Annotated in this window: 15 protein-coding genes; 5 read left to right on the forward strand and 10 right to left on the reverse strand. The window is 67.1% G+C overall.

What is annotated here, in order from left to right:
- Positions 1–23 precede the first annotated feature (23 nt).
- Both HV766_RS05205 and HV766_RS05210 read right to left on the reverse strand, forming a co-directional pair.
- Entirely contained in the window at positions 24–422 is a 399-nt protein-coding gene (locus tag HV766_RS05205) for a hypothetical protein (RefSeq protein ID WP_054451706.1), read from the reverse strand.
- 84 nt (positions 423–506) lie between these two features.
- Entirely contained in the window at positions 507–1400 is an 894-nt protein-coding gene (locus tag HV766_RS05210) for a LysR family transcriptional regulator (protein WP_054452273.1), read from the reverse strand.
- A 107-nt stretch (positions 1401–1507) separates the two neighbouring features.
- Between HV766_RS05210 and HV766_RS05215 the strand changes: the two genes are divergently transcribed.
- A complete protein-coding gene (locus tag HV766_RS05215; protein ID WP_119449458.1) occupies positions 1508–2506 on the forward strand; it encodes a TerC family protein in 999 nt (332 codons plus the stop codon).
- A 125-nt stretch (positions 2507–2631) separates the two neighbouring features.
- Positions 2632–3405 carry a trans-aconitate 2-methyltransferase gene (tam, locus tag HV766_RS05220; RefSeq protein ID WP_054451705.1) on the forward strand — a complete coding sequence of 258 codons (774 nt, stop codon included), beginning with the start codon at positions 2632–2634 and terminating at the stop codon, positions 3403–3405.
- Here tam and HV766_RS05225 read toward each other — a convergent pair.
- Genes HV766_RS05225 through HV766_RS05235 form a run of 3 tightly spaced genes read right to left on the reverse strand, consistent with a single transcriptional unit; the run spans position 3380 to position 7431 of the window.
- Complete coding sequence (locus HV766_RS05225) at positions 3380–4846, reverse strand: efflux transporter outer membrane subunit (RefSeq protein ID WP_175180707.1); 1467 nt, start codon at positions 4844–4846, stop codon at positions 3380–3382. The two genes, tam and HV766_RS05225, sit on opposite strands and share 26 nt — an antisense overlap.
- Entirely contained in the window at positions 4843–5898 is a 1056-nt protein-coding gene (locus HV766_RS05230; protein WP_082400784.1) for an HlyD family secretion protein, read from the reverse strand. Before HV766_RS05230 ends, HV766_RS05225 begins: the two co-directional genes overlap by 4 nt.
- Before the next feature lie 15 nt (positions 5899–5913).
- Positions 5914–7431, reverse strand: coding sequence for an MFS transporter (locus HV766_RS05235; protein WP_054451702.1), 1518 nt, complete (start codon positions 7429–7431; stop codon positions 5914–5916).
- A 270-nt stretch (positions 7432–7701) separates the two neighbouring features.
- Between HV766_RS05235 and HV766_RS05240 the strand changes: the two genes are divergently transcribed.
- Positions 7702–8079, forward strand: a complete 378-nt coding sequence (locus HV766_RS05240; RefSeq protein WP_054451701.1) for a DUF4148 domain-containing protein — start codon at positions 7702–7704, stop codon at positions 8077–8079.
- On the opposite strand, the gene HV766_RS05245 is transcribed toward HV766_RS05240, so the two are convergent.
- Complete coding sequence (locus tag HV766_RS05245) at positions 8072–8869, reverse strand: AraC family transcriptional regulator (protein WP_054451700.1); 798 nt, start codon at positions 8867–8869, stop codon at positions 8072–8074. The genes HV766_RS05240 and HV766_RS05245 overlap by 8 nt on opposite strands.
- Before the next feature lie 82 nt (positions 8870–8951).
- Between HV766_RS05245 and HV766_RS05250 the strand changes: the two genes are divergently transcribed.
- Positions 8952–10238: an MFS transporter gene (locus HV766_RS05250; protein WP_125473155.1), complete on the forward strand. Its 1287-nt coding sequence runs from the start codon at positions 8952–8954 to the stop codon at positions 10236–10238.
- Here the strand turns inward: HV766_RS05250 and HV766_RS05255 are convergent.
- The 3 genes from HV766_RS05255 to HV766_RS05265 all read right to left on the reverse strand — a co-directional run bounded on the left by HV766_RS05255 (position 10162) and on the right by HV766_RS05265 (position 12168).
- Entirely contained in the window at positions 10162–10491 is a 330-nt protein-coding gene (locus tag HV766_RS05255; protein WP_175180708.1) for a protealysin inhibitor emfourin, read from the reverse strand. The two genes, HV766_RS05250 and HV766_RS05255, sit on opposite strands and share 77 nt — an antisense overlap.
- Entirely contained in the window at positions 10488–11552 is a 1065-nt protein-coding gene (locus HV766_RS05260) for a M4 family metallopeptidase (RefSeq protein WP_054451697.1), read from the reverse strand. The genes HV766_RS05255 and HV766_RS05260 overlap by 4 nt, the downstream gene beginning before the upstream one ends.
- Positions 11553–11700: 148 nt before the next feature.
- Entirely contained in the window at positions 11701–12168 is a 468-nt protein-coding gene (locus HV766_RS05265; protein ID WP_175160193.1) for an anti-virulence regulator CigR family protein, read from the reverse strand.
- Positions 12169–12458: 290 nt separating this feature from the next.
- Between HV766_RS05265 and HV766_RS05270 the strand changes: the two genes are divergently transcribed.
- A complete protein-coding gene (locus HV766_RS05270; protein WP_119449450.1) occupies positions 12459–13340 on the forward strand; it encodes a prohibitin family protein in 882 nt (293 codons plus the stop codon).
- Here HV766_RS05270 and HV766_RS05275 read toward each other — a convergent pair.
- Positions 13333–15438 (reverse strand): PTS sugar transporter subunit IIC/EAL domain-containing protein, encoded by a 2106-nt coding sequence (locus HV766_RS05275; RefSeq protein ID WP_175180709.1) that lies wholly within the window; start codon positions 15436–15438, stop codon positions 13333–13335. The genes HV766_RS05270 and HV766_RS05275 overlap by 8 nt on opposite strands.
- Positions 15439–15618 lie beyond the last annotated feature (180 nt).

Raw genomic sequence — 15618 nt, forward strand, 5'->3', positions numbered from 1 at the left:
GGGTTGCCGCGTTGCCTGCCCTATTACACCACTTGGCGGCCGGGCGCCGCGGCTTGCTCGCGCTTGCCGGCCAGCCAGTGGAGGATCAGCGCCAGCACCAGCAGGCCGACGATGATGAAGCCCCAGAAGATCCAGGCCAGTACGGAGATCAGCGTGCCGAGGCTGCCGGCGAAGGGCAGCATCTGGTTCAGGCCCTGTGCGGCCCAGACCAGGCCGCCCTGCAGCGTCTGCAGCCAGGCGGGGTCGACCCAGGCCGCCGCCCAGGCGGGCGGAACCCATTGCGAGGTATCCAGCGCCGTGCCGGGAACCTGGGTCGTGGCGATGGTCGACAGGACCCAGTTGGTCAGCTGCAGCGTCAGCGCAACCAGCCCGGTCCAGAGTGCTGCAAGCACGGCGAAGGCGAGCCAGATGATCTTTTTCATTGAGGTGGTACTCCGATGTTTCAAAAGAGGGTCCACGATAAGGCGGATTCTATTTCTGAAAAACCAGCGTGGTTGTGACAAACATTAAGAAAAAACCGAAGTTTTTGCCTTGGCGAGCACGATCTGGACCAGCGGATGGTGCTGCCCCCGGCGATTGCGGATGGCGTGGATTTCCTCGTGCACGTCGTCGCAGCGGGCCAGGGGACGCAAGCCCCGCAGCACGCCGATATCGCCGCCGCCCAGGCGGCTGAGCGGAAACACGCCCAGGCCGCGGGCGGCGAATACCGACATCAGGGCGCTGTCCTCGAATTCGCCGACCACGTTGGGATAGATGCCTTGTTCGGAAAACCAGCGGTCCAGCGTCTGGCGCAGCACGGAATGGCCGGTGGGCAGCAGCACCGGCAGGCGTTCCAGGCAGCGTGGAAAGTCCAGGGTGTCGGCCTTGCGCACCAGCTTGGCGGGACCGTACCAGTCCACTGGCGACGAGACCAGGCGGTCGCTGGTGAGGCGCAGGTTGGGGTTGGCGGGCGCGCCCTGGCCGGCCAGCACCAGGTCCAGGTGATGCTGGGCAAGTTCGCCCAGCAGTTCCTCGACCTCGCCTTCGTGGCACGTCAGGCGCAGGTCCGGCGTGTGCAGCACCGGGCCCAGCAGGGCCTGCGCGGCCAGCTTGGAAATGCCGTCCGACAGGCCCACCGACAGGCGTATGACCGGCTTGGTGGCGGCGGCGCGGACTTCCTGGGGCAGCATCTGGCCGATCTGGAAGATCTCTTCGGCGCGGGCGAAGGCGGCCTCGCCCGCGTCGGTCAGCGCCACGCCGCGTCCGGCCGGCTTGAGCAGCTGGTGGCCCAGGTTTTTTTCCAGTTCGCGCACTTGCGCGCTGATGGTCTGGATGGCCATGTCCAGCCTTTCGGCGGCGCGGGAAAAGCCGCCTTCCTTGGCAACCATCCAGAAGTAATACAGGTGTCGATAATTGAGCATGGCAGGAATCACTTCGGTTTTTTCGAACCTTAACTCACTTTCAGGCTGATTTCTCCATCGGCCCCGGATCCGGATCATGAGCCCCTTCGAACACAAGCGGGAACATCATGGATACCTTGCTCACCTTACTCTCTGCCGATTTCTTCGGCACCCCGGCCTGGAGCTGGCTGCTATTCATCGGCATCGTGGTCGCCTTGCTGGCCTTTGACCTGGGCGTGCTGCACAAGGAAGACCGTGAGATCGGCGTGCGCGAGAGCCTGTTGCTTTCGGCTGGCTACATCACCGCGGCGCTGCTGTTCGGCGCCTGGGTCTGGTGGCAGATGGGTTCCGCCAGTGGCATGGCCTACTACACGGGCTTCATGATCGAGAAGTCGCTGTCGATGGACAACGTCTTCGTGATCGCGCTGATCTTCAGTTTCTTCGCGATTCCGCGCCAGTACCAGCACCGCGTGCTGTTCTGGGGCATCCTCGGCGTGATCGTGCTGCGCGCCATCATGATAGGCCTGGGCGCGGCGCTGGTCAGCAACTTTGGCTGGCTGCTGTATCTGTTCGGCGCCTTCCTGGTGTTCACCGGCATCAAGATGTGGATGATTGCGGACCAGACGCCGGATATCGCGTCCAATCCGATCCTGAAGTTCCTGAAGCGCCGCATGCGCGTCACGGAAGGGCTGCGCGGCAACGCGTTCTGGGTGATGGAGACCGATCCCGCCACGTCGAAGAAGGTGCGTTGGGCTACGCCGCTGTTGCTGGCGCTGGTGTTGATCGAGTTTGTGGACCTGTTGTTCGCGGTGGACTCCGTGCCGGCGATCTTCGCCATCACCACTGACCCGTTCATCGTCTACACCAGCAACATCTTCGCCATCCTGGGCCTGCGTGCGCTGTACTTTGCGCTGGCTGCGATGATCCACCGCTTCCATTACCTGAAGTACGCCCTGGCTCTGGTCCTGGTCTTCATTGGCGGCAAGATCTTCCTGGTCGGTTTCATCGGCAAGGTGCCGGCTGCCTTGTCCCTGTCGGTAACCTTCGGCCTGATTGCTGGCGGCGTGTTGTTCTCGCTGTGGAAAACCCGCTCGGACGCCTCCAAGCAGGAACTCGCGGCTGAATAATCCCGCGACCAGAGGCAAAGCGCCCGCCATATCCAACGGATATGGCGGGCGCATTTTTTGGGATTTGTCGCGCCTGTGCGGCGGGCGTAGAGTGCTGGACAGTCCAAAAGCCGCAAGGAGCCGTCATGACCAGCTGGTCCGCCAAACAGTATTCCGCCTTTGAAAACGAACGCACCCGTCCGGTGCGGGACCTGGTCGCCGCCTTGCCCAACCAGGACGTGAAGCGCGCCGTGGACCTGGGCTGCGGCCCCGGCAACTCCACCGAAGTGCTCGCCAGCCGCTACCCCGACGCCGAAATCAGCGGCATGGACAGCTCGGAGGACATGCTGCAGTCGGCGCGAAAGCGCCTGCCGGGGCTGCAATTTGAACTGGCCGACATCGCCACGTGGAATCCGCCCGAGACCTACGACGTGATCCTGGCGAACGCCGCGCTGCAATGGGTGCCGGACCACGCGACGCTGTATCCGCGCCTGGTCGGCAAGCTGGCTCCGGGCGGCAGCCTGGCGGTGCAGACGCCGGATAACCTGGAAGAGCCGGCCCACCGCCTGGCGCGCCAGGTGGCAGGCGAAGCGCCCTGGGCCGCCGCCATCGGCGGATTCAAGCATCCGCCGCGGCACAGCGCGGCCTGGTACTACGAACTGCTCAAGCCGCATTGCGGCCTGCTGGACGTGTGGCGCACGACTTATCATCACCCGCTGGCAGGCGCGGCGGCGGTCGTGGAGTGGTTCAAGGGCACGGCGCTGCGGCCCTACCTGGACCGGTTGGACGCCGCCGGGCAGGCCAGTTTCCTGGCCCGCTACCAGTCGCTGATCGAAGAGGCCTATCCGGCGCTGGCCGACGGCACGGTGCTGCTGCCGTTCCCGCGGCTGTTCATCATCGCGGGGCCGAAGCAGGGCTGAGACCCGCAGCGGGCGGTTCCCAGCCGCCGCCCAGCGAGCGGTACAGATCCACCAGCACCAGCGACACCGCGGCCTGGGTCGACACGCGGGCCTGGTCGCTGGCCAGCACCGCGTTCTGCGCGCTGAGCACGTTCACGAAGTCCGACGCGCCCGCGGCATATTGGCGTTGCGCGTTGAGCAACGCCTGGCGGGCGCTCTCGGAGGCGCGCTCCAGACTCACCCGGGTCAGTTGCTGCGCCTGGTAGGCGGTCATGGCGTTGTCGACTTCATGCCAGGCATTCAACACGGTCTTCTGGTACAGCAGCGCGGCTTCCTGAGCTTGCGATTCGCGCAGCCGCAGCCGGCCTCGCAGCCGGCCGCCCTGGAAAATGGGAATCTGCAACGCGGGGCCGACGCCGAAGACGCCGGCATTGTCGGAGTCCAGGTCTCGCAACTGCAGGGCTTGCAGGCCGAGGTTGCCCGATAGCGTGATGCGCGGATAGAAATCGCCCTCGGCCACGCCGATGGCTGCGACGGCCGCATGCAGATTGGCCTGGGCGCGGCGGATGTCGGGCCTGCGTTCGGCCAGTTCGCTCGGCAGCCCGACGGGGACTTGCAGCGGACCGCCCGGTATCGGGCCCACCGCCGCCAGGCGCGGTTGCAGCGCGCCGGGCGGTTGCTCCAGCAGCAGCGCCAGCGCATTCATCAGCTGTTCGATGCGCAGCACGAGCGGCGGCACGCCGGCTTCGATGGAGGCGGCCTGCGCATCGGCTTGTGAAACGTCCAGTTCGGTGGCGACGCCTTCGCGCTGGCGCAGGCGGGTCAGCGCCAGGTTGCGTTCGGCATTGGCGAGCGTTTGGCGCAGCACGTCCAGCTGGTTCTGCGTGCCGCGCAGCAGGATGTAGTTGCGCGCCGTTTCGGCGCGGATGGCCAGGACCACGCCGCGCTGCGCCTCCAGCGCCGCCTGGGATTGGGCGCCGGCCTGTTCGACTTCGCGCCGCACGCGGCCCCACAGGTCCAGTTCCCAGCTGGCGTCCACGCCCGCTTGCCACAGGTTGAATGAGGACTTGCCGCCGTGGCCCGAAGGGTCGGCCAGGCCGACCTCGCTGTTCTGGCCGCGCTTGTAGCTTGCGCCCGCACCGACGGCGGGCAGGCCGTCGGCTTCGGTCACGCGCAAGGCCGCGCGGCTTTGCAGCAGGCGTTCGTGGGCGATACGTATGTCCAGGTTGGCCTCGGTCGCTTCGGCGATCAAGGCGCTCAGGGTGGGATCGCCGAAGCTGTCCCACCAGGACGTGTTCACATCTTGCGGCACGGGGACGCTGTCCGCGGCGGAGGCGTCGGGTACTCGCCACTGCGCGGGCAATTGCGCCTGGGGAGCCTGAAAGTCGGGGCCCACGGCGCAGCCTGCCAAGGCGGAAAGTGTGCAGGCCAGCATGGCATTGATCAAGCGGCGCGGGATCATTGTGTGGACTCCTCTGCCGCGGCGCCGGTATCGACCACGGCTTCGACGGACATGCCGGCGCGCAGCGGCGGCGCGCCTTCGGCCGGCGCATCCAGCACGATCTTGACGGGCAGGCGCTGCGCGACCTTGGTGAAGTTACCGGTGGCATTGCTGGGGACTACCGGTGAAAAGCTCAGGCCCGTGGCTGGCGCGATGCTCTGGACGCGGCCGCGCAGCGGCGTATCCGGATAGGCGTCGACCGTGATGGTCGCGAGCTGGCCCGGACGCATGCGGGTCAACTGCTTTTCGCGGAAGTTGGCCACCACATAGGCTTGCTGCAGCGGCACCACTGCGAGGATGGGCGTGCCCGGGCTGACGTAGGCGCCCACGCGCAGCGAGCGCCGGCCGACGATGCCATCGATAGGGGAGACGACCTGGGTATGCGACAGATTGAGTTCCGCGCGGTCCTTCAGGGCCTGCGCGCGCAGCAGCCCGGCCTGTGCCGCCTCGCGGTTGGCTTCCAGCACGTCGCGCTGCTTGCGAGCGGCTTGCAAGGTAGCTGTGTGTTCGGCTTGTCGAGCCTGCGCCATGTCCAACCGGCTGCGCGCCTGTTCATAGGCTTGCTGGGTGCCCGCGCCCTCGCTGGCCAGCCTGCGGTGGCGTTGGGCCTCGCTTTCGGCATAGCGGATGTCCGCCAGGTCGGCGCGCGTGACGGCGACGGCCTGCTCGATCACGGCCTGCTGGCGTTCCAGGGTGGCGGCCGCGTCCGAGAGGCGCGCCGCCGCCACCGCGAGCTCGGCGCTTGCGGCCGCCAGCGCGGCCTGATGGTCGCGGTCGTCGATGCGGGCAAGCAGTTGGCCCTGCTTGACGGCCTGGTTGTCTTCGACCAGCACGGCGTCGATGAAGCCGGACACCTGCGGCGCGACGATGGTGTGATCGGCGACGACGGTGGCGTCGTCGGTGGATTCAGCGGCGCCGGTGGCGGACCATGACCAGCCCGCATAGGCCAGGAGGACCAGGGCGCCGAGGGCGCCGGCGCGGGGAAGGGGAGAAGTCAAAAGAGGGAATGGCATGATATGGACTCGATTTCAGGCCGCGGCGCGCGGAGGGTAGATCCGGGTCGCGACGAAGGGGATGAGCAGGATGAGGAGCACGGCCACGCCGGCCATGCACAGATAGAGGTCGGCGGAGGTCAGCACGGCGGCCTGCTCCTGGATGCGGCGGGACAGCGCCGCAGCGTTTTCGCCGGCCGTGCTCAGAGGAAAGTTGCCCAGCTGGTCGGCCAGCATGCTGGAGTGGTAATTGCGGCGCGAGGTGGTCAGCGCGTCCAGCAGGCCGGTGGCGGCCACCGCGGCAAAACCCTTGATGGTGTTGAACCACGATGAGGCCCAGGGGCCGTCCTGCGGCGCCAGGCCGCCCGTGGCCAGCATCAGCAGCGGGATCACGGCCATGGGCTGGGCGAAGATCTGCACGGCTTCGAGCAGATAGAACTGCTCGCGCGACCAGACGGGCGTCAGTTGCGACCCCAGCAGGCAGGACACGGCCAGCAGCCCGAGGCCCGAGGCCAGCACCCAGCGGCAATCCACCTGGCGCAGGTTGCACAGCGCCGCGACCAGCGGCAGCGCGATCAGCTGCGGCAGGCCCATGGTGAGCAGCACCGGCGCCGTTTCCAGCGGCCGGTAGCCGCGCAATTGCGCTAGGAACGACGAGGGAATCAAGATCACGCCCAGCAGCACGATCAGCACGCCGCCCAGCGTCAGCAAGGCATGGCTGAGATTGCGGTGGCGCAGGAGCTGGATCTTGAAGAACGGCAGGGGATGCGACCATTCGTTGACCATGAACAGCACCATCAGCACGCCGCCGCCGCCCAGCAGCACGGAGATCAGCGGCGAGTTGAGCCAGTCCAGCCGGTCGCCCTGCAACAGGCCGATGACCAGCATGGACAGCGCCGGGGCGCCCAGCAGCAGGCCGCGCCAGTCGAACAGGCGCAAGCGCTCGAGCTTGAGCGGATCCTGGGGCAGTCCGCGCCAGACGGCCCATGCGGCGAGCGCCGCGGGAGCGACGATCAGCCAGAAGGCCCAGCGCCAACCCAGCACCTCGGTGCAGAAGGCCGCCAGCGGTATGCCCAGGCTGGGCGCGAAGGTGGCCGTGAGGGCGTAGCCGCCCAAGCCGTAGAGCTTGATGCCTGGCGGCAGGAAGCGCAGCGCCACCGTCATGAGCATGGGCGGCAGCGCGCCGCCCGCGAGGCCTTGCAGCGTGCGCAGGAACAGCAGCACGGGCAGGTTGGGCGCAAACGGGCAGAGCGCGCCGAACAGCGCGAAGGCGGCCAGCGCCGTGACCGTGAAGCGGCGCAATGAAAACGTGACCGAGCACCAGGGCGCGAACGCCATGGCGCATACCGACGCCGCCGCGTAGACGGCGACGAACCAGGTGCCCTGGTCGTAGCTGATGCCCAGCGCGCCGCGGATGTCGGGCAGCGCCATCTTGGTCACGTTTTCGTTGAGCCCAGCGAGGATCACTGCCAGCAGCACGCCGAGCAATCCGGTCAGGATGCGCCAGCCGAAGGCCGCAGCAGCGGGCGGGGTGGGGGGAGCGGCGGCCGTCATGATCGTGGGCCGCCCCTGCCCGGAGATGAGGAAGACAACATGGAATAGCGTCCTTGGATAACAGGAGCTATTCAGTCTAGGTAGATGCGGGGGGCGGAAAAACCATCCCTGGATCAACCCACCCTTGCGCCCGACGCAAGGGTGCGTGGGGTGCTGCGCGGGTGTGCGGCGAGGCTTGCGCGGCGGGCAACCTTCGATTGCGCCGCGCGGGATTTATCCCGGCGGGCAGGCGAACGAATATTGCAGCACTCGTTAACCGCAGAGGATTTCATGAATACATTTCGACTCTCCGTCCTGGCGCTGAGCATGGCGCTCGTCGGCGCCGCCGCGCATGCCGAAGGCAAGACCCGTGAACAGGTGCGCGCAGAACTGATGGAAGCCAAGGCCGCCGGCCTGGTGACTTACGGCGAACAGCAATACCCGGTGGATCTGCCTCATGTCAGCACCAAGACCCGCCAGCAGGTGCGCGAAGAACTCGACGCCGCGCGCGCGGCCGGCCTGGTCACGTATGGCGAACAGGATTATCCGCCCGCGCTGCCGTCGCAATCGGACAAGACCCGGGACCAGACGGTCGCGGAACTGCGCGAGGCGCGCCTGCGCGGCCAGATGAAATCGGGCGAACTGGACTATCCGCCCGCCGTCAATTGATACCGTCGGCCTTGTCCGCGAAGTAGCGGGCAGGCGTCTTGCCCAGCGTCTTGCGGAACATGGTGATGAAGGCGCTGACGGACTCGTAGCCCAGGTCTTCCGCCGTGCGCTGCACCGAGATGCCCGCGGACAGGCGCTGCAAGGCCTGGATGATGTGCATCTGCTGGCGCCAGCGGCCGAAGCTCATGCCGAGCTCCTGCTGCACCAGGCGCGCCAGCGTGCGTTCGCTCATGGCAACGCGCCTGCCCCATTGCGCCACCGTGCTGCGGTCGGCGGGATCGGCGTGCAGGGCATCGGCGATTTCACGCAGGCGCGGGTGTTCCGAAATGGGCAGGTGCAGTTGTTCGGCCGGCATGCGCGCCAACTGCTCGACCAGCACTTCAGCCAGCTTCCGGTTGGAAGGCGTGGCGGTGTCCTGCGGAGCCAGGTCGGCCAGATAAGCGACCAGTTCGCGCACCAGCGGCGAGATCGCCAACGTGCAGCACTGTCCAGGCAGGCCCGCGGCGTCTGGCGGTACGAACAGGAAACACACCCGGCCGTTCTGCGTGACGCGGTTGCTGTGCGGCACGCCGCCAGGAATCCAGACGCCGCATTGCGGCGGCACCATCCACAGGCCTTGCGGCACGGAGCAGGTCACCCCGCCCTGCAAGGACAGCACCAGCTGTCCCATTGCGTGCCGGTGCGGCGGGGATTCCTGATCGTTCTCGTCCGCGTGCACGCGCATGGCATAGGTCCATTGCGAGTCGATATCGGGGTTGAAGAACGGGGCGGGATCGTCCAGGCGGTGCATTGAATATCACCTTGACCGAATTTAGGGATAATTTGTCATTATGTCGAAATTCGGCGAAGGCGGCGATGCTTAAGCTGATGGCATGAATTCGCATCCCCTTACTTCCAAACGTCCCGCCGGCCATCCCGTGTTGCTGATCGCCGGCATTCTTTGCATGTCCATGGCGCTGCGCGCGCCCATTACCGGCGTGCCGCCGCTGACCGGCATGATCCGCGAGCAGCTGGGGCTGAGCGCCACCGCCGCGGGCATGCTGATCACCTTGCCCCTGCTGGCCTTTGCCGTGGTGTCGCTGTTCGCCGCGGGCCTGGCGCGCCGCCACGGGCTGGAGCGCAGCTTGTTTGCCGCCATGCTGCTGGTCGCGGCGGGCATCGTCGTGCGCACGCTGGGGCCGGCCTGGAGCCTGTTCCTGGGCACCGTGGTCATCGGCGCCGGCATCGCCATCGGCAACGTGCTGTTGCCCAGCCTCTTGAAGCGCGATTTCCCGCAGCAGGTCGCGGGCCTGACCTCGGCCTACGTGCTGACCATGAGCCTGGCCGCGGGGCTGGCGTCCGCCATCGCCATCCCGCTGGCCGGCCTGTCCGACGCGACTTGGCGCTTTTCCTCGGGCTGCCTGCTGGTGGTGCCCGTGCTCAGCGCCTTGCTATGGCTGCCGCAACTGGCCAACCACACCGCGCCTGCGGCATCCACGGCGCATGCGCCGCACGGCCCCCGCTTGTGGCGTTCTGCGCTGGCGTGGCAGGTGACGCTGTTCCTGGGCATCAATTCCTTCGTGTTCTATGTGGGCGTAAGCTGGCTGCCGGCCATTTTGCGCGATGCCGGCTACACGGCGGAACGCGCCGGCGCGCTGCATGGCCTGCTGCAGCTCATGTCGGCCGTCCCGGCCCTGTTCCTGGCTCCGGTGGTGCGGCGCCTGAAGGACCAGCGCGGCGCGGCGTTCTGCTCGGCCGCGGCCTCGTTTGTCGCGTTTGCCGGCCTGATCGTCGCGCCTGGCTGGGCGACGCTGTGGATCGTCCTGATGGGCCTGGGCACGGGCGGCGGCATCATCCTCGGCCTTGCATTCGTGGGCCTGCGCGCCAGCCATGCGCAGCAGGCAGCGGCGCTGTCGGGCATGGCGCAATGCGTGGGCTATCTGTTCGCGGCAAGCGGCCCTGCGCTGGCGGGCACGCTGCATGACACGCAGGGAGACTGGAGCCTGGCGCTGGCCCTGTGCGCGGTCTTGTGCCTGGCGATGGCGGCTACCGGTCTTTACGCGGGCCGCGCCATCCAGATCGGGCAATACCGGGACGCCGCGCTCAAGGCTGTCCGGCCCGGCTTTTCCACAAGCGCACCAGCGGCTCGGGCGCGTCGGTCTCCGGCACGTCGAAGCTGACGTCCGCGACGCCGTCGCCTTCGTACACGACCTCGACGTGGAAGTAGCGCTGGTCGCCGCCCGCCGGTGCGCAGCGCGGAACGGCCACCGGCGCGGCGCGTTGCAGGGCGTCGCAGACCTCCTGCCGCAGGTCCGGCGGGCAGGTGACGAGGTCGATGCTGCGAGGCTGCGCCAATGCGGGCACATAGGCCAGCCCGCCTTCGCGGGTCAGGCGCACCAGCATGGCAAGGTCCAGGGACGGCAGCTCGATCATGTCTGGACTCCCACGCCGGCCCACGCCCGGGCGACGGCGTCGCGCACGGCGGCCTCATGGCGTTCCGCCGCGACGGCCAGTGTCAGTTTCGCGAACTGCACGAAGTCGGCGTCGTGGCGCAGGCGCTTGTCGCACAGCGCGTCGTACCAGACGCGGCCCGCGCCGGCCCACGCGGGGCCTTCCAGCGCTGTGGCCGCCAGATAGAAGGCGCGGTTGGGAATGCCGGAATTGATGTGCACGCCGCCGTTGTCGTTTGGCGTGTCCACGTAGTCGCGCATGTGCGCGGGCTGCGGATCCTTGCCCAGCAGGGGATCGTCGTAGGCGCTGCCGGGCTCCGCCATGGAGCGCAGCGCGCGAGCGCGGATCCTGGGCTTGAACAGCCCGGCGCCCACCAGCCAATCGGCGTCGCGCGCGTCCTGGCCCAGCGTGTGCTGCTTGACCAGCGCGCCGAAGACGTCGCACAGGGATTCGTTCAGGGCGCCGGACTGGCCCTGGTAGAGCAGGGCGGCCTCGGCGTCGATCACGCCATGCGTGAGCTCGTGGCCGATGATGTCCACCGCCACCGTGAAGCGGTTGAACACTTCGCCGTCGCCATCGCCGAATACCATCTGCGCGCCGTTCCAGAAGGCGTTGTCGTAGTCTTCGCCGTAATGCACGGTGCCCACCAGCGGCAGGCCCAGGCCGTCGATGGAGTGGCGCTTGTAGACATCCCAGAACAGCTTGTAGGTCGAGCCCAGATGTTCATAGGCTTCGTCCACTGCCACGTCGCCGCTGGCGGGGGCGCCTTCGGCGCGCACCAGCTTGCCAGGCAGCGTGGTGGTGTTGGCGGCGTCGTGCACGGCGCGCTGGGGTGTGCCGGCGGGCGCCGCCTTCTTGGGGCGGGCTGGCTTGGCGCGCGGCGGCTGCACCGCCATCTCGCGCAGGCTGCGCTGCTGCTGGTCGATGATCAGCGTCTTGACCGCGGGCATGCTGACCCGCGCGTCGGCGTGTTGCGCCAGGCGATCGAGCATGTAGGGGGGGATCACGCCGATCAGCGGCGCGGACTCGGAAGGACGTGGCATGCGCGGTCTCCGTCGTGGGCGCCGGGCCAGGGCCGCGGCGCGAGGCGATTCAACGGTAGCAGATAGATCCGCGGCAGGGACGTAACAGTGTGCGGCCTGATGCTAGGAACTATGGACGCCGCGTGGCGGCGTCCATGACGCGCGGCGCCTAGTTGAACACGCCCGTGAGGACGTCCGCGACGACGGCGGTGGCGATGGCCACGAGGATCAGGTCGCTGCCCGCGACGCGCCATTCGTAGCCCGGGTGCACGGGCAGGCGCGCCAGCATGGGGCCGGGCACCATCTTCTTGGCGATGCCCGGAGGCAGGGGCTTGCCGCGCGCCAGGTTCTTGCGTATGCCCGGCGGCAGCGAGCCATAGCCCGTCGCCCCGGCCTGCACGGCATAGCCGCGCGCGGTGGAAACGGTGATGCCCGCGGTGCTGAGCGTGACGCTGACCCCGCCGTCCTGGCTCTGCTGGCCCTTGTTCTTGCCATTGCCATTGCCGTTACCGTTGCCATTGCCTTGGCCCGCGTGATCCGGCTTGCCTTTGCCCTCGGGCGGCGCGGCCTGGGCTGGCGCGCCGAGCGCGGCGGCACAGGCAAGGATGGCAATGATCATTGAGGGTGTGCGGTGCATGGTTGCGGCTCCTGCAGTGTAGAGGTGCCTAGCGTAGCGCTGTCGTTGGACTCGCGCCACTGTCTGTTGCCGTCGCCATCGCAACAATCGCCACAATTCGTTTGATGTTCCACTCGCGATAGAATCCCCTGCTTATTTTCCGGGGGGGAACGCACGATGAGGTATTTCCTGATCTTGGTTGGGGCGGCCGTGGTCGCTTATTTGCTGGCGCGCGGCATCGCCGCCGTGCTCTCGGACCGTAAACGTTCAAAATCAGAAAGGGATTCGAAGTGAAGCCGACAGATATCCAGATGGTCAAGACGATTGGTGCCGTAAAGCCGCGTAGTTTCAAGATCGCGTTGATCACGGCGGTGTTGTTTTTGCTGATCCTGTTCCTGGCTTTCGATTCCTGGTTCCAGGTCGATCAGGGCGAGCGCGGCGTGGTGCTGCGCAACGGCAAGCTGGTGCGCGTGTCGGAGCCGGGCCTGGACTTCAAGACGCCGTTCATCGACAACGTGATGACGGTGTCGGTGCGCGACCACACGTTCGTGTTTGAAAAGCTGGAAGCCTACAGCTATGACCAACAGCCGGCCACGCTACGCGTGTCGGTGACCTATCGCGTGCCGCCCGAGCACGTGGCCGAGCTGTACTCGGAGTACGGCACCATCAGCAATCTGCAGATGCGCGTGCTGGAGCGCAAGACGCCGGATTCGGTGAAGAACGTGTTCGGCCAGTACACCGCCGTGCGCGCCATCCAGGAACGCCAGAAGCTGGGCCAGGACGTGAACACTGCCGTGCTCAAGACGATGGAAGGCGCGCCGGTGCAGGTGGTGGGCGTGCAGATCGAGGAAGTCGGCTTCTCGCAGGCCTATGAGCATTCGATCGAACAGCGCATGCTGGCGCAGGTGCAGATCGAGACGACCCGCCAGCAGAAGGAAACGGCGATGATCAACGCCGAAATCCAGGTGGTGAAGGCCAAGGCGGAAGCCGACGCGCGCCGCCAGCAGTTCACGGCCGAGGCCGACGGCATCCGCATGCGCGGCGACGCCGAAGCGGCCGCGATCCGCGCCAAGGCCGAGGCCCTGGCCGCCAACACCAATCTTGTGAGCTTGAACGCGGTGGAGAAGTGGGACGGCGTGCTGCCGACCACGCAGGTGCCGAACGCGGCCCTGCCGTTCATCGGCATCAAGTAGGCGCCGCGGGCGCAGGCTGCGCCCGCAGCGGCGGTGCAGCCTGACGCTGCCGCGCGTAGTCCATGAGGCTGTCGCCCGACAATGCCTTGCTGTAGTACCACCCCTGCACGACGATCTCGGCGGGGGATTCCAGCGCCATCAGCTGCTGGTCCGTTTCCACGCCTTCCACCACGATCTGCAGGTTCAGCGCTTCGCAAAAGCGCAGCAGGCCGTTCAGGACCAGCGCGCCGCGGGCGCTGTCTTGCGCCACGACGAAGCTGCGGTCGATCTTGACCGCGTCGATTTCGAACTGGTGCAGATAGCTCAGGGCGGAATAGCCGGTGCCGAAATCATCGATGTAGATACGGGCGCCTATTGCGTGCAGGCGGTCGAAGGCGGTGTGCAGCGCCTGCGTGTCCTCCACCAGCGCGTCCTCGGTCAGCTCGACCGAGACCTGGCCGCCAGCCTGCGCCAGCACCTTGATCAGTTTCTCCAGGTAGTCGCCGGACGTCAGCGTGCCGGCCGTGACGTTGATGGTCATCGGCAAGGCGAAGTCGCGCTTGCGCCATTGCAGGCATTGCTGCACGGCCTGCCTGGCCACCCACAGGTCCACCTCCCGCATCAGGTCGGCCTGCGCCAGCCAGCGCAGGAATTCCACCGGCGTTTGCCGCGCGCCGTCGGGGCCGGTGGCGCGCAGCAGCGCTTCGCAGCCCGTGCACAGGCCACTGCGCAATGACACCTGCGGCTGGAACTCCAGATGGAAGTCGTATTGGCTGATGGCGCGGATGCGGGTGTTTTCGGCGTTGCGGCGCGCGCGGTCGGCGTAGGTCTGCACCACGGGATCGTGCGCGTACAGCAGCGATTCTTCTTGCAACCGGGTGAAGGTCGTGTCCAGCGATTTGAAGTAGACGGTGGCGCTTTCCTGGCGCTGTCGCTCCAGCGCGACGACAAAGGGCGCGTACAAACACGCGCCCAGCGCCACCAGCACCAGCTGCAGCGCCACGCCGCCCAGGCTGCCGCCGGCCGCGATGTAGGCGTTGAACAGCACCGGTGAGGTCAGCGGCAGGGTCGTCGTCGCGGAAGGCAGCCAGCCCAGCTGCACGACGGCCAAAGCGAGGATGGCGTTGGTCACCGGCGCCAGGATGAACGGCGCCAGCAGGCGCGGATTCAGGATCAGGGGCAGCCCGAACAGCAGGATTTCATTCACGTTCAGCAGCGCCACTGGCAGGCTGGCCAGCGCCAGCAGGCGCAGCGATTCGCCGCGCGCAAACACCAGCATGGCCACCGCCAGCGACAGCGTCGCGCCCGATCCGCCGATGAAGACGAAAGCGCCCAGAAGGGTGCTGTTCAAGGCATACATGCCTTCGTAGCCGGCGGACTGGGTGGCGGCATTCAGCATGACCGCCTGGTCCATGACGCTCATCAGGGGAGCCAGCGCGTGGTAGCCGTGTATGCCGAAGAACCACAGCAGGGAATTCAGGCCGGCGACCAGCGCGCCCGAGGTGAAGGGGCTGTCCAGCGAGGCCAGGCTCAAGGGGATGTTGAATTGCGCCACGGCGGGAATCTGCAGCGCGGCGGACAACGCCAGCACGACCAGGGTGGCCGTCAGCAGGCCCGGCACGACCATGTTCAGCGTGTCGCGGACGTTTTCGCTGATAACGCCGTCGGGCGCCAGCTGGGTCCAGCGGCGGCGGTGCAGCCACGCCATCAATGGCACGGTCAACAAGGGCGAAACGATGGCGATGAACAGAACCAGGGTGGCGGCGGCCTGGGGGTAGGGCGCCATCAGGCCGTCGGCGATCATCACGTAGGACAGGCACAGGAACGCGGTGGGCAGATGCGGCACCCGATGGCGGAACGACAGCATGTAGCCGATGGATGTGCCGGCCAGGATAGGCATGAGGTTCGTCAGCTTGTCGTGGACGGCGGTCAGCAGTTCCACGACGGCGGCTGGCAGGCCCAGTTGCCGGGCGACGACGGACAGCACCAGGAACAGCGCCGTGACCAGCAGGCACGGCAGGGTCCAGAGCAGGCCCTCGCGTATGGCGCGCAGCGCGCTCGCGCCCGCCAGCGCAGCCAGCCGATCTTTTGGATAACGCATCAGGGCCAGTTTCGGCATGGCGGTTCGCCCAATAGTCCGTGCAAGCGAAGACCCCCCGCTCCCGTGTTTGTAAGAATATTTTGCTACATCCTAGCCCCGCTTTTCCCGGTTTAGCAATCGACGCCTAACAGAATGTCAGGGATTCCCCTCTATCAAGAATTGCAAAGCGGGCGCAAGGTGGCAGCACAGGCACACGGG

The organism is Achromobacter aegrifaciens (genome assembly GCF_902859735.1).
Classification (GTDB): domain Bacteria; phylum Pseudomonadota; class Gammaproteobacteria; order Burkholderiales; family Burkholderiaceae_B; genus Achromobacter; species Achromobacter aegrifaciens.